The sequence below is a fragment of the Marinobacter panjinensis genome, assembly GCF_005298175.1.
Taxonomy (GTDB): Bacteria; Pseudomonadota; Gammaproteobacteria; order Pseudomonadales; family Oleiphilaceae; genus Marinobacter; species Marinobacter panjinensis.
Map to the genome: position 1 here is coordinate 213,113 of NZ_SZYH01000002.1, position 18,162 is coordinate 231,274.

An 18,162-nucleotide genomic window follows, 5' to 3' on the forward strand; every position below is an offset into this window, starting at 1 on the left:
GGGATCAGTTTGGACCGGCCCGGTCACGGGTTCGGTCGTCTATAGGTTGTAGGAACCAGTACGGTATCTTTGGCTTCGTGGAGCAGTCCCGGGAAATCCAGTGTGTAATGCAAGCCACGACTCTCCCTGCGCTGCAGGGCCGAGCAGATGATCAGGTCGGCAACGGTGACCAGGTTGCGCAATTCCAGCAGGTCATTGGACACCCGGTAATTGCTGTAGAACTCGCCGATTTCCCGCTCCAGAAGATCAATACGGTGTTTGGCGCGCTGCAGACGTTTGGTGGTCCGAACGATGCCCACATAGTCCCACATGAAATGCCGCAGTTCGTCCCAGTTGTGGGAGATTACCACGTCCTCGTCGGAATCCCTTACCTGGCTTTCGTCCCAGTCAGGGGCGGTCGGCGGAGGTGGGATGTCGGATTCCCGCCGCGCGATATCCGCGGCAGCGGCACGGCCGTAGACCAGGCACTCCAGCAGGGAGTTGCTGGCCATGCGATTGGCACCGTGCAGTCCGGTAAACGCGGCCTCGCCAACGACATAGAGCTGGTTGATATCGGTACGGGCCCGCTCATCGCTAAGCACCCCGCCACAGGTATAGTGAGCGGCGGGTACCACCGGAATGGGTTGTCTGGTGATATCAATTCCGAAGAGCAGGCACTTTTCGTAAATGGTCGGGAAATGGTGCCTGATAAAATCAGCCGGCTTGTGGCTGATATCAAGGAGCAGATGATCCGCGCCCAAGCGTTTCATCTCATGGTCAATCGCACGGGCAACGATGTCTCTGGGGGCCAGTTCGCCCCGTTTGTCGAACCTCTCCATAAACCGGGTGCCGTCCGGCAGAAGCAGCACACCGCCTTCGCCCCGCACCGCCTCGGTAATCAGGAACGACTTGGCGTGAGGGTGGTACAGGCAGGTGGGATGAAACTGGTTGAACTCCATGTTGCCGACCCGGCAGCCCGCCCGCCACGCCATGGCGATGCCGTCCCCCGACGCGCCATCGGGGTTGGTGGTGTAGCGGTAGGCCTTGCTGGCGCCACCGGTGGCGATGATGGTAAACCGGGCCCGGAAAAGTTCAACGTGGTTATCTTCCAGGTTCAGGATATAAGCGCCTACACAGGCGTTGCCCGGTAGCGAAAGTTTGCGGTTGGTGATCAGGTCTACCGCGACCCGGCGCGACATGAGTGAAATATTGGAGCGCGCCTGGGCCTGTGACGTCAATGTTGTGGAGACCGCATGGCCAGTAGCATCAGCCGCATGGATGATGCGTCGGTGGCTGTGCCCTCCCTCCCGCGTGAGGTGATAGTGGGACTCGTCATCGCGGGTGAAGGTGACGCCGCTGTCAATCAGCCAGTCAATGCTCTCGCGGCCATGCTCCACGGTAAACCGCACGGCGTCCTCGTGGCAGAGCCCGCCCCCGGCGCTGAGGGTGTCGCTGATGTGGTTTTCCAGGGAGTCGGCGTCATCCAGTACCGCTGCAATACCGCCCTGGGCCCAGAGTGTTGCTCCGCTGCTTATGTCGCCCTTGCTGACAACGGCAACCTGCAGGTGTTCGGGCAGGTTAAGCGCAGCGGTCAGTCCGGCTGCGCCGCTGCCGATTATCAGAACATCGAATTCGTAGGATTGTGGCATCGGGTCGTTATCGCAGGCCATAATGTGGAGGTGTATTGAACTAAACTTTATGCCTGCTGTCTATTTGGCCTGACGGGGTGCTCCCGGTAAAGTGGGTGCACCATAGCCTAATCGGACATCAGGCAGCAGCATGAATCCACCGAAGCAAAGGCAAGCTGACCCTACGGTCGCTCACTATGGAAATCCCGGCACTCCGTCCATGACTGCGGATACAGAACGACACAAGGAAGAAAATAGCGAAAGCCAGACAGACCTTCAGTTGGTAAGGAAGGTTCGTCATGGTGACCGGCCTGCCTTTGACCTTCTGGTGGTCAAGTACCAGTCACGGGTAGCGTCGATCATCAGTCGGTATGTGTACGACAGCCAGGAAGTGATGGACCTGACCCAGGAAACCTTCGTCAAGGCCTATCGCGCGATAGACCGCTTTCGCGGTGACAGTGCCTTTTATACCTGGCTGTACCGGATTGCGGTGAACACGGCGAAGAATTTCCTGGAGTCCCGTGGTCGCCGTCCGCAGGGAGGGGCAGACGCCGTTGAAGCCGAGAACTTTGACGACGGCTCAAGGCTGAGAGATATCGCATCACCGGAAAAACTGTTACAGCGGGACCAGTTGCAGGAAGCGCTCAGGGTGGCCATAGGCAACCTGCCGGAGGAACTCCGGTCAGCGTTTCTGCTCAGGGAGTATGACGGGCTGAGTTATGAAGATATCGCCGGTATTCTCGAGTGCCCGATTGGCACAGTCAGGTCGCGGATTTTCAGGGCGCGGGATGCGGTGGATCGTCACCTCGGCCCCTTATTAAACGATTCCCGGACATAATGAGGTTGCGTCCTATGGATGATCGTCTCAAAGAAACCCTGTCGGCAATGATGGATGATGAAGCGGATGAACTGTCTGTCCGCCGATTATTGTCTCACGGTCGCCAGGATGAGGTTCGTTCCCAGTGGCAGCGTTGGCAGCACGTGCGTGACCTGATGCATCAGGGCAACCTGTCTGATGATCGGGTGGATGTCAGTGCCGGTGTCAGGGCAGCACTGGATGGCGGTGTGGAGAAAGCTTCCGACCCGGTAACGTTGCGCCAGAATGGCAAAGAGCGAAACTGGCACTGGCCTGCGGTTGCAATGGTAACCCTGGCATTGGCGGTGGGTTTTGGTGCCGGCGCCGGATGGGAGTCCGTGGACAGTGCTGACTCGATTGCCAACGCCGGTATTGCGCCTGAGCAATCTGAGGGCCAGGAGTCTGATGCTATGGGTAAGCCGGTGCAGGAAGTTGCCCTGCAGGGGCTGGATGAAGAGCAATGGGAGCACGTCAGCCGCTACCTTCTGGAGCATGCCCAGCATAACAGCGTCGGGGCAGGCCGTGGCTCGGTAGGTTACGCAAGGCTGGTAAGTGCATCCGGACCGGGCTACTAGGCTTGTGATTTCATCCTGAATACAGTCGGAGTTGAATATTTGATGCGCAAAACGGGAACCGGAATCACAGCTCGACGACTGAGCCCTGGCAGGCGCTTGTTGTGCCTGTTCGCGATTCTGGCTGTTTTCCTGCCCGGCCAGGCATTCGCTGATGCTGACAGCAAAGACGCGGAATACTGGCTTGGCCGTCTGGGCCCAGCCCTGAACATGACCTCATACCGCGGTGTGTTTGTCTACGCGCGGGGTGATCAGGTCAGTTCCATGCAGATCGCCCATCGCTATCAGGACGGCGTCGTTGAAGAGCGACTTGTTCCCCAGGATGGTGCCAATGGTGAAATCGTCCGAAAGGGGATGCGTGTTGTGTGTGTGCTTCCGGATCACGGGCGCATCCAGTTGGACCAGGTGATTCCTTCCGGTCCGTTTGCAGAAGCATTTTCAAGTCAGCTCATGCCGGTCAGCCGCTGGTATCAGCCAGAGCTGGCCGGAGATGATCGCATTGCCGGATACGACGTGGTCAAGCTTGCCCTGAAGGCCAAAGATGGGCTTCGGTACAGTCACCAGTTGTGGCTGGAAAAGTCCACCGGCCTGCTGGTAAAAAGCCATGTGCGTTCATCTACAGGCAAGGTCCTTGAGCATTTCCAGTTCACCAGTCTCGAAATTACCGACAGGCTGTCGGACAGTGAATTTGTGATTCGCACCGAGGGCGATGAAATTGCCAGGGAGCTGGCGCCCAAAACAACCGCTTCCCCGGCGCCGCGGATGGACGGCTGGACTCTGGAATGGCAGCCGGATGGATTCATCCCTGCGGCGGCACCACGTTCCGGAAAGGGGCAGGCAGTGGCTTTTTCAGACGGTTTGGCGGCATTTTCAGTGTTCGTCGAACCGGCTCGCAAGATTGCGATGCCGACGGGGGCTTCACGCATCGGTGCAACAACCGTATATATGAAGCAGCTTGAAATTGACGGCGTGGACTTTTTTGTGACGGTGGTTGGAGAAATTCCTCCGAAAACTGCCCGCAAGGTTGCTGAGTCCGTTAAAGTCGACGATACGCTGGCCTTCGGAGCTATCGGGCAATGATTACGGAAACAGGCAAGGTCGTGGCGCTCAGTGGGAACCGGGTCTGGGTGCAGACAATCCGGACCAGTGCCTGCGAGAGTTGTTCGGCGCGCAATGGCTGTGGTCAGCGGGCATTGGCCGGTGTGTCTGGCGGCCGTGCCAACCAGGTGCTGGTTACCAACAGCATGGGTGCGAGGGTTGGCGATGAAGTGACGGTCGCCATTGACGAATCTGCGCTGCTGGGCGCGTCCCTGCTCGTGTATGCGTTACCTCTCGTATTGCTGGTGCTTGGCGCTGTTGCCGGTCATCAGCTGTCAGGGGGGCTTGATGCGGTAGCCATGTTGGGTGCGGCCCTGGGAATGGCGGTGGGTTTCGTGGTCGCCCGGCGGGTGGGCTCGAACCCCGCGCGGGACTATGAGCCGCGGCTGGTAAAAGTCAGACAGGCTCTGTCCGACCCCGGCTCCTGATCCACTGTCGTGCTATTGAAAATCCCGGTTTTGACCACACAATACTCTGTAAACAATCGCTGATCAGGGGGTTCTGAATGCTCAAAGTAAAGAATGACCGTGACATGTCGTTCTGGCTCGGGGGCCGGAGTTTGACAACGGTCGGTTTGTACCTTCTTTGCCTGCTGGTGCCTTTGTCGCTGGCTCAGTCGGTAGCGGCTAGCAGCTTGCCGGATTTCACTGAGCTGGTGGAAGAGAACTCCTCTGCGGTGGTCAACATCAGTACCACAACTGAACCGAAGTCCGGGGGCAACCGGCCCCATGGGCTTCCGTTCGATGAACGCCAGCTTGAACAACTGCCTGACTTCTTCCGGGATTTCTTCGGTGGCCCCCAGTCGCCTTTCGGGGGAAACCCGGGTGGATCCGCCCCTCGCCAGTCCATGGGTTCAGGCTTTATTGTCTCCAGCGATGGCTATGTATTGACCAACAACCACGTTGTGGAAGGCGCGGATGAGATCATTGTGCGCCTGAACGACCGCCGTGAGTTGCCGGCCAAGCTGGTGGGCACTGATCCCCGTTCAGACATGGCGGTGCTGAAGATTGAAAACGGAGACGACCTGCCCGTCGTTCGGGTGGGAAGCTCAAAGGACCTGAAAGTGGGCGAATGGGTGTTGGCGATCGGCTCCCCCTTTGGCTTTGATTATACGGTAACAGCCGGCATCGTCAGTGCCCTTGGCCGGTCGCTGCCGTCTGAAAACTATGTGCCCTTTATCCAGACCGATGTGGCTATCAACCCCGGGAACTCCGGGGGGCCTCTGTTCAACCTGGACGGCGAGGTTGTTGGCATCAATTCGCAGATCTACACCCGCTCCGGCGGCTTTATGGGGGTCTCGTTTGCCATTCCCATTGACGATGCCATGAATGTGTTCCGGCAGATCAGGGACGATGGTTCGGTTTCCCGTGGCTGGCTTGGCGTACTAATCCAGGAAGTGAACCGCGATCTGGCGGAGTCCTTCGGCCTGAAACGTCCGCGAGGTGCCCTGGTTGCAGAGGTTATGTCAGGTTCACCCGCAGAAAAGGCTGGTTTGAGGGCCGGTGATATCGTCCTTGAGTACGACGGCGAGGACGTAACCCTGTCTTCCGATTTGCCGCCCATGGTGGGTCGCACTCCTATTGGCGAGACTGCCTCCCTGGAAGTGATGCGGGAAGGCAAACAGATCACTCTGGACGTTGAAATCGGTAAGCTGCCGGAAGAAGGCCAGGAGCGTGCTTCCGCCCCGGCAACTGGAAAAAACGGACCGTCATCCGCGCCACTGGGCATGACGGTTGAGCCGTTGCCGGAGGATGTCAGGGACGCACTGGGGGTTCCCGGTGGTGTGCTGGTGTCAGACATCGCCCAGGGGCCCGCAATGAATGCCGGAATTCGCCCCAATGATGTGATTACCGAGCTCAACCGCCGTTCGGTCAGCTCCGTGGAGGACTTCCGGGAAGCTGTTGCGTCCCTGCCGGAAGACAGCGCGGTATCGGTGCGGGTTGTACGCCAGGGTCGTGCGATTTACCTGGTCATGAAGCCCTGATCACCCCGGCCGCTGCCCTGGGGCGACGGTCACAAATTGGAACATAAGTGAGAGCCCTGCTGGTTGTTGGTTAAACGACAGCCAGCCGGGCTTTTGTTATAGTGGCCCAAAATAAACAGACAACTGGCCATGGATCGGACCTGCCCGAATGATGAAAAAAAAGGATCTACCCCTCCGGAAGCTGCTCCAGCCACGTTACTCATGGGTTGCCTGGTTATTGTTGGTCGCGTGCCTGGCCGTGACGGCATTGCTGTGGCAGGTCTCTATTCGCCTGGTTGATGATCGCACCGAAGCACGTTTCAAAACCCAGTCCCTGCAACTCAAAACCGCCATCGAAGAACGCCTGTTGAACTATGAACAGGTATTGGCGGGCAGTGCTGGCCTGTTCGCCGTTGCCGGTGACGTCACCAGGGGTGACTGGCGGGAATATATCGACAATGTGGATATCAACCGCTATTACCCGGGCATCCAGGGCATCGGTTATGTCCGGAAGATCGGTGTCCGCCAGATGGCCGACCACATAGCATCTGTCCGGCGTGAGGGGATTCTCAATTATCTGGTAACGCCGCTGGGCACCGGCCCGGATTACTACCCGATGGTGTATCTGGAGCCCGGTACTGAGCGAAACCGCAAGGCCCTGGGGTACGATGCGTTCAGCGATCCGGTGCACCGGCGTGCCATGATGCGCGCCAGGGATCACGGCGAACCCAAGGTGACCGGCAAGGTGGTGCTGGTACAGGAAGAGGTGGCCGAAGATCAGGCGGGCTTTCTGATGTACTACCCCGTCTATCAGGGGGGCGATGTGCCGGAGAGTCGCGGCGAGCGCCAGATGATGCTGGCGGGGTATGTCTTCAGTGCGTTCAGGATGAATCATCTGCTAGACGGTATCGTCGGCCTGATTTCTCCGTTTCTGGATGTGAAGATCTACGATGCGGGGGAGATCTCCCGGGACTCGCTGATGTATGGCTCCAATCTGGGCTCCCTGGACGAGGATTTCAGCTTTGAGATGAGCCAGACGATTAATCATGGTGGTCGGGACTGGCTGTTGCAGACCCGTTCTACGCCAGCCTTTGATTATCTGGCGTCTGACCCTCGCCCGCCTATTGTCCTCGGCTCCGGAATTCTCATCAGCTTGCTGATGTTCCTGTTTGTTCTTACCATGATTCGCAGCCGGATCATGGCGCAGATCAGCGCTGGTAGGTACCGGGCCATCACCGAAGGGGCCGCCAATGTGACTCTGGTTCTGGAGCGCTCCGGCAACCCCCGTTACGCGAGCCCGTCCAGCCGCGACATCCTTGGTTTTGACCCGGAACAGGTTTACCGCCTGGATCTCGACACCCTGGTTCACGCCGAAGACAGGCCTCAGTTAAAGGCCGGTTTTGACGAGGCGATCAAATCGCCCGGTAAACAGATGCCGGTTATCCGTGCCCGCATACGGGATTCGGAAGGGCAGTGGCGAGATATGGAAGGTACCTATACCGCCATGCTCAATGTGCCCGGGGTCGATGGTGTGGTGCTCAGTTTGCGAGACCTGACCCAGCTCAAGGCGGCCCAGTCGGAACTTCACCGGCTGGCGTTTTATGATCCGCTAACCGGCCTGGCCAACCGCCAGTTGTTCAAGGACCGCCTGAGCCACGTGGTGCGCAGAAGCCGCCGCAGCGAGGAGCCGGCTGCCCTGATGTTCCTGGATCTGGACGGCTTCAAGCGAATTAACGACACCCTGGGCCACGACTCTGGCGATGAGTTACTCAAACAGGTATCCCAGTGGCTTACCGGCTGCGTAAGGGAAGACGATTCGGTTGCAAGGCTGGGGGGTGACGAGTTTGTTGTGCTGTTGTCGCGCATCAGCGGCCCGGACGCCGCAGGTAAGGTTGCCGAAACCATACTCCGACGCCTGTGCCAGCGCATTCGCCTGAACGATCATGAAGTGGGTATCACCGTCAGTATCGGTATTACCATGATTCCCCACGACAGCGAAGACCCGGGCACGCTGATGAAATATGCGGACCTGGCCATGTATCGGGCCAAGGAGCTGGGGAGAAATACGTATCAGTTCTTCACCCCCGCGATGAACATCAAGGCAGCCCGGCGTCTGTTGCAGCAGGAGGAGCTGGCGACGGCACTGGATGGCGACCGCTTTGTTCTGCATTACCAGCCCAAGATTGATCTGGTGAGCGATCGGGTCATCGGAGTTGAGGCGTTCCTGCGGTGGCATCACCCGGAGAAAGGGCTGGTCAGCGCCCAGCAGTTTATCTCCCTGGCGGAGGAAACCGGGCTGATTGTCAGGCTCGGTGAGATGGCATTGCGACAGGCGTGCATCCAGGTGCAGGCGCTTGAGCGTGCCGGGTTCGAGTCACTGAAAATGGCGGTTAACCTGTCCGTGCGTCAGCTGACGGATTCCGGCTTCCTGGACATGATGCGCCAGGTGATCACCGAGACCGGCGTGTCGCCGGAGCGTCTGGAGCTGGAAATGCCGGCGGAACTGCTGAATGAGGACCCGCGGATGCTCAGGGAGCTGCTGACATCTCTCCACGATTTGGGCGTTTGCCTGATTCTGGATGATTTCGGCACAGGCTCCTGTTCGCTGGTTGCCCTTCAGCAGCTGCCGCTGGATGTGATCAAGATTGACCACCGGTTTATTCGCGACATTCCCTACAGCGTCAGCGCCACGGACGTGGCGTCGGCGGTTATTGCGCTGGCCAGAAAATTACACCTCACCGTGGTCGCCGAAGGAGTGGAAACGCCGCAGCAGTTGAGTTTCCTCAAAAGCGCCGGCTGCGCCCAGTGCCAGGGCAACCTGTTCAGCTATCCGCTGGATGAGGATGCCCTCATTGGCTTCTTGATTCGGCAATATGAGCGGCCGCTGACGTCCTGATCATGGCAATGGGGACCGGTAACCGGTAAAATCACGCCGTTGCCGGACACCGGCAACGGCCCTTCCGGGCTCAATCCTTCGTATTTTTATGAGTATTCATTGTCTGTGACTGAACTGAGCCGAATCCGAAATTTTTCGATCATCGCCCATATTGACCACGGTAAATCCACGCTGGCAGACCGTTTTATCCAGATCTGCGGCGGCCTCACGGAACGTGAAATGGCCGAGCAAGTGCTTGATTCCATGGATCTTGAGCGTGAGCGCGGCATCACCATCAAGGCCCAGAGCGTGACACTCAATTACACGGCCCGGGATGGTCAGGAATACAAACTGAACTTTATCGATACCCCCGGCCACGTGGACTTCTCCTACGAAGTGTCGCGGTCGCTCTATGCCTGCGAGGGTGCCCTTCTGGTGGTGGATGCGGGCCAGGGTGTCGAGGCGCAGTCCGTGGCCAACTGCTATACCGCCATCGAGCAGGGCCTGGAAGTGGTGCCGGTGCTGAACAAAATGGACCTCCCGCAGGCTGAGCCGGAACGGGTCGCCCAGGAAATCGAGGACATCATCGGTATTGCCGCCACCGAGGCGGTCCGCTGCAGTGCCAAGAGCGGCATTGGTGTGGAAGACGTTCTGGAAGACCTGATTGCCAAGATTCCGCCACCGAAGGGCGACCGCAGTGCGCCGTTGCAGGCGCTGATTATAGACTCCTGGTTTGATAACTACCTGGGTGTGGTTTCCCTGGTTCGGGTGACCGAAGGCACTCTGAAAAAGGGCGACAAGATTGTCCTGAAGTCCACCGGCAAGGCCTGGAATGCCGACAAGGTGGGCATTTTTAACCCCAAGCCCAAGGATACGGATATTCTGGAAGCCGGGGACGTCGGCTTTGTGGTCGCCGGGATCAAGGACATTCATGGTGCGCCGGTAGGCGACACCATTGTGCAGCAGAAAGGGTCGGACGATATCCCGATGTTGCCCGGTTTCAAGAAAGTGAAGCCCCAGGTTTACGCCGGGTTGTTTCCGGTCAGCGCGGACGACTACAACGATTTCCGTGATGCGCTGGAAAAACTGACGCTGAACGATGCCTCGCTGTTTTTCGAGCCTGAAAGCTCGGATGCCCTTGGCTTCGGTTTCCGTTGTGGCTTCCTCGGCATGCTCCACATGGAGATTGTCCAGGAGCGTCTGGAGCGTGAATACGACATAGACCTGATTACCACGGCGCCGACGGTAATCTATGAAGTTGTTACCAAACAGGGTGAGACCCTGTCGGTAGACAATCCCTCCAGCCTGCCGGATATTGGTTCCATTGAGGAAATGCGCGAGCCGATTGTGGAAGCCAGCATTCTGGTGCCTCAGGAACACTTGGGTAATGTCATCAAACTGTGTGAGGAAAAACGCGGCATCCAGAAAAACATGCACTTCATGTCTACCCAGGTGCAGGTGACCTATGAGTTGCCGATGGCGGAAGTGGTTCTCGACTTTTTCGACCGCATCAAGTCGGCCAGTCGCGGCTTTGCCTCACTCGATTACCACTTTGTGCGTTTCCAGACCGCCAACCTGGTGAGACTGGACGTGCTGATCAACGCCGAGCGCGTGGATGCTCTGGCGCTGATTGTCCACAAGGACCAGGCCCACTATAAGGGTCGCGCCCTGGTCGAGAAAATGAAAGAGCTGATTCCCCGGCAGATGTTTGATATTGCCATTCAGGCCGCGATCGGCAATCAGGTGGTCTCCAGGGTAACCGTCAAGGCGCTGCGCAAGAACGTAACGGCCAAGTGTTACGGTGGTGACGTCAGCCGGAAGAAGAAACTGCTGCAGAAGCAGAAAGAAGGTAAAAAACGCATGAAGCAGCTGGGTAATGTTGAGGTGCCTCAGGAAGCGTTCCTTGCCGTACTGAAAGTGGATAACTAAAAGGCACCTGAATGGATATTGATTTTCCCCTGGTTCTGGTAGTTCTGACGTTTGTAACGGGGCTGATCTGGCTGTTGGACATACTCTTCCTGCGCAAGCGCCGGCTGGCAGCGGCAGGAATGGCGCCAGGTGAAGGCCGGGCAGAGGAAGAGCCTAAAGAGCCCTATCTTGTGGATCTCAGCCGCTCCTTCTTTCCGGTGCTGGCTGTAGTGCTTGTTTTGCGCTCGTTCCTGGTGGAGCCGTTCCAGATTCCTTCGGGTTCCATGCTGCCCACCCTGGAGGTGGGAGACTTTATCCTGGTGAACAAATACGCCTATGGACTGCGGTTGCCCGTGGCAGGCACGAAGATACTGGAAGTGGACGACCCCGAGCGCGGTGATGTCATCGTATTCCGGTATCCGGAAGATGGCAGTACCAATTACATCAAGCGGGTTGTTGGTATGCCCGGTGATCGCATTCGCTACCAGGACCGTGAGCTGTTCATCAACGGTGAAAAAGTTGAGACCCGCTTCGTGGCGCGATTGCCACCCGTGGAGTTATGGCGCGAAACGCTCGGCGATACCCAGCACGATGTGTTCCTGACTCTGGGGCGAACAGGGCGTTCCGGAGAAGGCGAGTGGCTGGTGCCGGAAGGCGAGTACTTCGTGATGGGTGACAACCGGGATAACAGTAATGACAGTCGCTATTGGGGCACGGTTCCTGATGAGCTGGTTGTGGGTAAGGCATTTGCGATCTGGATGCACTGGCAATCGCTGACCAGTCTGCCATCCTTTGATCGTGTGGGCGGCATAGAATAAGTGCGTAGTCATTCAGGGGTGTCTCTATAATGAAGAAAAACAGTCTCTCATCCATGCGAAAGCAGTCCGGTGCTTCGGCACTGGTGATCATGATCATGGTGCTCTTTTTCGGCGGTCTGCTTACACTGGTGATCAAGCTGGGGCCGGCTTACCTGGATGACATTACCATTCAGGAAGCACTGGAAAGTCTTGATGGGACCGAGGACCTCTCCACTATGGGGCCTGCCCAGGTAAGAAGTCTTATCAACAAGCGTTTGAGCGTCAACAATGTAAGAGGTTTTGACGCCAAGAACATCACCGTTGAGAAAAACGGCGAGTTTGTGGTGATCAATGTGGATTATGAAGTCCGCAACAACCTCTTCCGTAACGTGGATACAGTTATCCACTTTCAACACGAGTACGAGATGACGGGCAAGTGAGTTCACAACCGGATCTGGAACAGCTGCAGCGACGTATCGGTTATCAGTTCAATGCTCCCGAACGTCTGCTGCTGGCGCTTACCCATCGCAGCTATGGCAACCAGAACAATGAGCGCCTGGAGTTTCTGGGCGACTCCATTGTCAACATGGTCATAGCGGAGCATCTTTACCTGCACTTCGAGAAAGCCCGGGAAGGGCAGCTGAGCCGTCTGCGGGCCCGTATGGTCAAGGGTGTTACGCTGGCGGAAATCGGCCGTGAATTCGAGCTGGGAAAATACCTTCGACTGGGCTCCGGTGAGCTGAAGAGTGGTGGTTTCCGCCGTGAGTCCATCCTTGCAGACGCAGTGGAATCCATCATTGGTGCTATCTATCTGGATAGCGATTTCCATACCTGCCGGGAGCAGGTGTTGCGGTGGTTCGAGATGCGCCTGAAGCAGCTGGACCTGCAGGATACCCAGAAAGATCCCAAAACCCGGCTGCAGGAATATCTGCAGTCGCGACAATTTCCGCTGCCGCGCTACGATGTCATTTCCGTGGATGGTGAAGCCCACGCCCAGACGTTCCATGTATCCTGTGCCATGCCATCACTGGACCGGAAAACCACCGGTACCGGCAACAGCCGACGAATTGCCGAGCAGCAGGCGGCTCGCAACGCCCTCAAACAATTGGGTGTGGAGAATGATTGATGAATGATGTTACCCGTCCGGAGAATCCGGACAGCCGTTGTGGTTTCGTGGCGATTGTTGGCCGTCCCAATGTGGGCAAGTCCACGCTGCTGAACCATATTCTGGGCCAGAAGCTGAGCATTACCTCCCGCAAACCCCAGACTACGCGTCACCAGGTTCTGGGGATCAAGACCGAAGGTCCGGTTCAGGCTATTTACGTGGATACACCGGGTATGCACGAGGAAGAGCCCCGGGCCATCAACCGGTACATGAACAAGGCCGCCACGTCGGCGTTGAAGGATGTTGACGTGGCGGTGTTCGTGGTTGACCAGATGGCCTGGACCACCGCCGACGAAATGGTGCTGGAAAAACTCAGCAGCCTGAAGTGCCCGGTGATTCTGGCAGTGAACAAGGTCGACCGGATCGAGAATCGGGAGGCCCTGTTGCCGCATCTGGACATGCTGTCCCGGAAACGGGACTTTGCCGAAATGATCCCGCTGTCTGCCCTGAAGGGCATGAACCTGGAGCCGCTGGAGGAAGCGGTAGGGCGTTTCCTGCCACAAAGCGTTCATTTCTACCCGGATGACCAGATCACCGACCGCAGTGAACGGTTTATGGCCTCGGAGATGGTGCGGGAGAAAATCACCCGGCAACTGGGCGCCGAGCTGCCGTATTCCGTGGCCGTCGAGATTGAGGAATTCCGCAAGGACGGCAAGACCCTGCACATATCGGCGCTGATTCTGGTGGAGCGCGAAGGCCAGAAGAAAATCATGATCGGTGACAAGGGCGAGCGCCTGCGCCGTATTGGCCAGGAAGCCCGGGCTGACATGGAGCGCCTTTTCGACAGCAAGGTCATGTTGAGGCTATGGGTCAAGGTCAAACGTGGCTGGGCCGACAGCGAACGGGCACTCAAAAGTCTTGGTATGAACGACTTCTGAGGCGTCTATGACGGGGCCAATACAGCAGGAGCCCGCTTACGTCCTCCACCGCCGGCCATGGCGCGAAACCAGTCTGATGGTGGATATTTTCTCTCTCAATGCGGGCCGGTTAACCATTATTGCCCGTGGTGGCAACAGCGCAAAAAGCCCCCTGAAGGCACAGCTTCAGCCCTTCCAGCCGTTGCTGCTGGACTGGACAGGCCGCAGTGAGCTGAAGACACTCACTCAGGCGGAAGTGCGTGGCGGGCCCGCGCTCAAGCGCACCCTGTCGCTGTACAGCGGGCTCTACGTGAACGAATTGTTGCAACGCCTGCTGCCACTGGCAGATCCCCACCCCCGTCTCTTTGCTTCCTATATCGACGTCATTGCCGAGCTGTCAGAAGCCAGTGATGTCGAGCCGGTTCTACGGCGGTTTGAACAGTCCTTTGCCGCAGAGCTGGGCTATGACTTTGCCTGGGACCTGGCCACCGACACCGGGTTTGCGGTCGAGGCGGGTGAGTATTATTGCTATGATCCCGAGCAGGGGATTCTGGCCACGCCGTCGGTTGGTGTCAGGCTTCAGAACCTTCCCGGCGCCACGCTGCTGGCGCTCGCTTCCGGGGATCTGGAATCAACAGAATGTCGGCGTATTGCCAAGCGGGTAACCCGGGTACTGGTGGACTACCTTCTGCAGGGCCGGCCCCTCAACAGCCGAAGCCTGTTCAGTCATCATCGAGGAGATCGCAATGAACCCTAGCCCAACGAATCCCAGAGTGCTGCTGGGCGTCAATATCGACCATGTGGCAACACTGCGCCAGGCCAGGGGCACCCGCTATCCTGATCCGGTTCAGGCGGCCATACTGGCAGAAGAGGCCGGGGCTGATGGCATTACCATTCATCCCCGGGAGGACCGCCGCCACATCCAGGATCGGGATGTACTGCTGCTCAAGGAAATACTGACCACCAAGATGAACCTGGAAATGGCGGTTACGGACGCCATGCTGGCCTTTGCTGAACAGGTGCGCCCGGAATGCGTATGCCTGGTGCCGGAAAAGCGCGAGGAGCTGACCACGGAGGGCGGGCTCGATGTGGACGGCCAGGAAGCCCGTGTCGCCAAGGCTTGCGAGCGGTTGGCAAGGATCGGCACAGAGGTGTCCCTGTTTATTGACCCGGACATTGCACAGATCGATGCCGCTGTCCGGTGCGGTGCGCCGGTGGTGGAGCTCCACACGGGCGAATATGCCGAAGCTGCTACGCCAGACGCTGAAAATGCCGCATTTGATACCCTGGTGACTGCGGTTGAGCATGCCCGGAAAAAGGGCCTGATTGTGAATGCCGGTCATGGCCTTCACTACCATAATACCGAACGCGTTGCGGCCATCGGCGGCATCAACGAGCTGAACATTGGCCATGCCATCATTGCGAGGGCTGTTTTCACTGGTCTGAAAGAAGCGGTCAGGGACATGAAGGCCATCCTGGTAGGCGCCCGCGGGTAAGCGGGCGCCTCACACACTTCAATCTGCAGTAGCCTGCTGATTTTGCTGGCGGAAAAGTTGCTGCCAGTCGGTCTGTTCACTCCAGGTTTGCAGGCGCTCCATGGCAACGAGCAACTGGCCTTTCTGGTATTCGGCATCCGGTGAGGCGCATTTCAACGCCGTTTCCAACTGGTTGGCGGCGCCTCGCAGTTCCGGTACTCCGCAGTATCGGGTGGCGCCGTGCAGTTTATGCACGCACTCCAGTAATTCTTCCCGCTCACCGTTTTCCCAGAGCCTGTTCACGCGGTCCAGATCTGCGCGAATCTGCTCAACCAGCATGCTGAACAATTCCTCTGCCAGGTCTGCTTTGCCGGCAGCCAACTGGATGCTCTCGGCGATGCTGACGCAATCCGGCTGTTTCTTGCGGGTGGAGGGGCGCAGTGCCCGGCGGGTATCGCGAACCTCCGGTACAGGCAAATATCCGGTCGCGGATTCTGCATCGCAGCTATACCCGGTGTAGTCGTAGATAATGTCGATCAGCTGGCTGTTACTGATCGGTTTGGCGAGATACCCGTCGAATCCCTGGCGCGAGAGCCGGTCCTGCTCTTCTGCCAGCGCATGGGCGGTGAGGGCAATGATACGGGTGCGATGGCTGTTGCCATCAAGGCCCCGCAGTCTTTCAGTGGTCTCGACGCCATCCATTCCCGGCATCTGCAGGTCCATGAAAACCAGATCAAACGGCTTCTGCCGTGCCTTGCTGAGGGCTTCGAAACCACTGCTGGCACCCTCGGCTTCAATCCGGCAGTCGTGTAACAGGGTCAGAACCAGTTTCAGGTTGGCGTCGTTATCGTCCACGGCCAGCACCCGCGGTACCCGGCCAGACCGTTGGGCTGTCGCCCGTGCCTCGGCCGGCACCGGAAGCTGTCGCTGTCCGCTGCTTATACCGTGTACCAGTAACAACAGCTCATCGTAGAGGGAGTCACGGCATACCGGCTTGGTAAGGTGGCCGCTGGCCAGGCCGGAGAGCGGTGTGTCATGTGTATCCAGCGTCGGGGTCAGCAATAGAGTGCGGCAGTCTCTCTCCAGTTCCAGGGTCCGTACCAGCGAGCAGTACTGGCTGGAGTTAAGTAGATGCCGGGTGATGCCGAGGAGGGCAATGGCGTAACCGGATTGTGCTCTCTGGGCCTCCTCGATCTGCTCCTGCATGGCGCCTGGCGAGGCAACCCGGTCTACCGTCATGCCCCATTCCCGTAGCAGGTGTTCTACTGCCAGACCAGTGGTTTTCTGTTGCTCCAGATAGATAACCCGCTCGCCGCGCAGGGCGTCTTTCGGTGCGATAGCCTCTCCGGTGGAGGACATCTCCGATGTCAGGGTAAACCAGAAGGTGGAGCCCTTGCCGAGTTCGCTTTCCAGGCCAATCTTGCCGCCCATTTCCTCGACCAGGCGCTTGGAAATGGCGAGTCCGAGACCGGTGCCACCATACTGCCGGGCGGTGGAGGCGTCCGCCTGGCTGAAGGCATTGAAGAGGGACTGCTGCTGGGCCCGGGAAAGGCCAACGCCGGAGTCGGTAATGCTCAGCCGCAGGGTCATCCGGTTACCTTCCTTGTCTTCTTCCTCCAGGCTGGCCCGTAAAACCACTTCACCGGTCTGGGTGAACTTGATGGCGTTGTTGACCAGATTGGTGATCACCTGCTTTACCCGCAGCGGGTCACCCATGATGTTGTCCGGTACATCGTTGTAAACCAGTGATACCAGGTCCAGATTCTTGCCATGGGCTGCCGGAGCCAGCATGACCATGACTTCCTCGACAATGTCACGGAGCTGGAAAGGAATGCGGTCGAGAATCAGTTTGCCGGCCTCGATTTTGGAGAAATCGAGAATATCGTTGATGATCGTCAGCAGGATTTCCGACGACTTGCGGATGGTACTCAGGTGGTCCCGCTGCTGGCGGGGCAGGGGGCTTTTCAGCAGCAGCTCGGTAAAGCCGATAATGCCGTTCAGGGGCGTGCGGATCTCGTGGGACATGTTGGCCAGGAATTCCGATTTTATGCGGCTGGCTTCAAGTGCTTCCTTGCGGGCAAAATCCAGTTCGATGTTCTGGATTTCGATGGTCTCCAGGGTTTCCCGCAGGTCTTCCGTGGCCTGGTCAATGTTCTGCTGCATCTCGGCCTGGGCGTTGCTCAGCTCCCCGGCCATGGCGTTCAGGCCCGATTCCAGTTGCTCGAATTCCGGGCCGGCGCCGGTATAGACACGGGTATCGAGTTTGCCTTCCTTGAGCCTGGCCACCGCTTCGTTGAGTTCGAACACCGGGTCCGTGAAGGCGCGGCTGAGGCGCAGTGCGATCACCAGGCTGAGGAGAACCCCGCCCAGCACCAACAGCAGAGAAATCAGCAGTGCCTTGTAGGTTTCCTTCTCGGTACGAACATGTGACATCTCCACCGTGACCCAGCCAATCGGCTTCTTGCCACTGCCCACACTCTGGCGGGAATCCGGCGCCAGCATGCTTTCAATCATCAGATCCTGCAGGTAAACCGGAGTGACAAATACCGTGCTGTCCGGTCTGCTGATCTGCCTGGCTTCGTCGCCGGTCAGGGCTTCCTTGGCGACGTCATCGGAGCTGCCAGGGCCGGTGTGGAGCAGCCGGCTATGCTCACTGTCGAAGAAGGTAATGGAACGAACGTCCTGCTCTTCCAGCAGGGCGTTGGAAAGGCTGCTCAGGAGGCTGCGATTGGCAGTGAAAAGGCCATACTCCGACCCGGCAGACAGTTGCCGCGAAAGGGATTCGCCACGATCCTTGAGCAGGTTTTCAATATTGTTGACCCAGCTGTAGGTAAAGAAAAGTCCCAGCATCAGGGTGGTCAGAAGGGTGGGGACGAGCGTCACCACAAGTACTTTTTTGCGTATGCCCCAGCGCCGCATAGTGTGTTCCCGATTGACTTCGCCGGCCGGATATCCGGCATTCTTCCCTGTCAGAATAGATGATTCCAAC

General features: G+C 58.1%; 15 protein-coding genes. 13 read left to right on the plus strand and 2 right to left on the minus strand.

Going from position 1 to position 18,162, the window contains the following annotated elements; genetic code table 11:
• Nucleotides 1-23: 23 nt before the first annotated feature.
• Nucleotides 24-1,628 carry an L-aspartate oxidase gene (nadB, locus tag FDP08_RS17300; RefSeq protein ID WP_206077328.1) on the minus strand — a complete coding sequence of 535 codons (1,605 nt, stop codon included), beginning with the start codon at nt 1,626-1,628 and terminating at the stop codon, nt 24-26.
• Nucleotides 1,629-1,827: 199 nt separating this feature from the next.
• On the opposite strand from nadB, the gene rpoE reads away from it, so the two are divergent.
• From rpoE to pdxJ, 13 genes are all read left to right on the plus strand, one after another.
• Entirely contained in the window at nt 1,828-2,445 is a 618-nt protein-coding gene (gene rpoE / locus FDP08_RS17305; RefSeq protein WP_137437541.1) for an RNA polymerase sigma factor RpoE, read from the plus strand.
• Between the two features lie 14 nt (nt 2,446-2,459).
• Nucleotides 2,460-3,038 (plus strand): sigma-E factor negative regulatory protein, encoded by a 579-nt coding sequence (locus FDP08_RS17310; protein ID WP_137437542.1) that lies wholly within the window; start codon nt 2,460-2,462, stop codon nt 3,036-3,038.
• A 42-nt stretch (nt 3,039-3,080) separates the two neighbouring features.
• Nucleotides 3,081-4,115 carry a MucB/RseB C-terminal domain-containing protein gene (locus FDP08_RS17315; RefSeq protein WP_137437543.1) on the plus strand — a complete coding sequence of 345 codons (1,035 nt, stop codon included), beginning with the start codon at nt 3,081-3,083 and terminating at the stop codon, nt 4,113-4,115.
• Nucleotides 4,112-4,561 (plus strand): SoxR reducing system RseC family protein, encoded by a 450-nt coding sequence (locus tag FDP08_RS17320; RefSeq protein WP_137437544.1) that lies wholly within the window; start codon nt 4,112-4,114, stop codon nt 4,559-4,561. The genes FDP08_RS17315 and FDP08_RS17320 overlap by 4 nt, the downstream gene beginning before the upstream one ends.
• Nucleotides 4,562-4,638: 77 nt before the next feature.
• Nucleotides 4,639-6,117, plus strand: coding sequence for a DegQ family serine endoprotease (locus FDP08_RS17325; protein ID WP_427901858.1), 1,479 nt, complete (start codon nt 4,639-4,641; stop codon nt 6,115-6,117).
• Between the two features lie 148 nt (nt 6,118-6,265).
• Nucleotides 6,266-8,992, plus strand: a complete 2,727-nt coding sequence (locus FDP08_RS17330) for a bifunctional diguanylate cyclase/phosphodiesterase (protein ID WP_137437545.1) — start codon at nt 6,266-6,268, stop codon at nt 8,990-8,992.
• Nucleotides 8,993-9,097: 105 nt separating this feature from the next.
• Nucleotides 9,098-10,900 carry a translation elongation factor 4 gene (gene lepA / locus FDP08_RS17335; protein WP_137437546.1) on the plus strand — a complete coding sequence of 601 codons (1,803 nt, stop codon included), beginning with the start codon at nt 9,098-9,100 and terminating at the stop codon, nt 10,898-10,900.
• An 11-nt stretch (nt 10,901-10,911) separates the two neighbouring features.
• Nucleotides 10,912-11,697 (plus strand): signal peptidase I, encoded by a 786-nt coding sequence (lepB, locus tag FDP08_RS17340; protein ID WP_137437547.1) that lies wholly within the window; start codon nt 10,912-10,914, stop codon nt 11,695-11,697.
• 29 nt (nt 11,698-11,726) lie between these two features.
• Complete coding sequence (locus FDP08_RS17345; protein ID WP_137437548.1) at nt 11,727-12,116, plus strand: DUF4845 domain-containing protein; 390 nt, start codon at nt 11,727-11,729, stop codon at nt 12,114-12,116.
• Nucleotides 12,113-12,802, plus strand: coding sequence for a ribonuclease III (gene rnc / locus FDP08_RS17350; RefSeq protein WP_137437549.1), 690 nt, complete (start codon nt 12,113-12,115; stop codon nt 12,800-12,802). The genes FDP08_RS17345 and rnc overlap by 4 nt, the downstream gene beginning before the upstream one ends.
• Nucleotides 12,802-13,719: a GTPase Era gene (gene era / locus FDP08_RS17355; protein WP_137437550.1), complete on the plus strand. Its 918-nt coding sequence runs from the start codon at nt 12,802-12,804 to the stop codon at nt 13,717-13,719. Before rnc ends, era begins: the two co-directional genes overlap by 1 nt.
• Nucleotides 13,720-13,726: 7 nt before the next feature.
• Nucleotides 13,727-14,455 (plus strand): DNA repair protein RecO, encoded by a 729-nt coding sequence (gene recO / locus FDP08_RS17360; protein ID WP_137437551.1) that lies wholly within the window; start codon nt 13,727-13,729, stop codon nt 14,453-14,455.
• A complete protein-coding gene (gene pdxJ, locus FDP08_RS17365) occupies nt 14,445-15,194 on the plus strand; it encodes a pyridoxine 5'-phosphate synthase (RefSeq protein WP_137437552.1) in 750 nt (249 codons plus the stop codon). The genes recO and pdxJ overlap by 11 nt, the downstream gene beginning before the upstream one ends.
• Before the next feature lie 18 nt (nt 15,195-15,212).
• Here the strand turns inward: pdxJ and FDP08_RS17370 are convergent, their stop codons facing one another.
• Nucleotides 15,213-18,092, minus strand: coding sequence for an ATP-binding protein (locus FDP08_RS17370; RefSeq protein WP_137437553.1), 2,880 nt, complete (start codon nt 18,090-18,092; stop codon nt 15,213-15,215).
• Nucleotides 18,093-18,162 lie beyond the last annotated feature (70 nt).

Excerpts from the sequence above, each read along its gene's own strand:
- era (WP_137437550.1), top strand. The coding sequence starts at position 12,802 with ATGAATGATGTTACCCGTCCGGAGAATCCGGACAGCCGTTGTGGTTTC.
- FDP08_RS17320 (WP_137437544.1), top strand. The coding sequence starts at position 4,112 with ATGATTACGGAAACAGGCAAGGTCGTGGCGCTCAGTGGGAACCGGGTC.
- FDP08_RS17310 (WP_137437542.1), top strand. The coding sequence starts at position 2,460 with ATGGATGATCGTCTCAAAGAAACCCTGTCGGCAATGATGGATGATGAA.
- FDP08_RS17345 (WP_137437548.1), top strand. The coding sequence starts at position 11,727 with ATGAAGAAAAACAGTCTCTCATCCATGCGAAAGCAGTCCGGTGCTTCG.
- FDP08_RS17315 (WP_137437543.1), top strand. The coding sequence starts at position 3,081 with ATGCGCAAAACGGGAACCGGAATCACAGCTCGACGACTGAGCCCTGGC.
- pdxJ (WP_137437552.1), top strand. The coding sequence starts at position 14,445 with ATGAACCCTAGCCCAACGAATCCCAGAGTGCTGCTGGGCGTCAATATC.
- FDP08_RS17325 (WP_427901858.1), top strand. The coding sequence starts at position 4,639 with ATGCTCAAAGTAAAGAATGACCGTGACATGTCGTTCTGGCTCGGGGGC.
- FDP08_RS17330 (WP_137437545.1), top strand. The coding sequence starts at position 6,266 with ATGATGAAAAAAAAGGATCTACCCCTCCGGAAGCTGCTCCAGCCACGT.
- FDP08_RS17370 (WP_137437553.1), bottom strand. The coding sequence starts at position 18,092 with ATGCGGCGCTGGGGCATACGCAAAAAAGTACTTGTGGTGACGCTCGTC.
- nadB (WP_206077328.1), bottom strand. The coding sequence starts at position 1,628 with ATGCCACAATCCTACGAATTCGATGTTCTGATAATCGGCAGCGGCGCA.
- recO (WP_137437551.1), top strand. The coding sequence starts at position 13,727 with ATGACGGGGCCAATACAGCAGGAGCCCGCTTACGTCCTCCACCGCCGG.
- lepB (WP_137437547.1), top strand. The coding sequence starts at position 10,912 with ATGGATATTGATTTTCCCCTGGTTCTGGTAGTTCTGACGTTTGTAACG.
- rpoE (WP_137437541.1), top strand. The coding sequence starts at position 1,828 with ATGACTGCGGATACAGAACGACACAAGGAAGAAAATAGCGAAAGCCAG.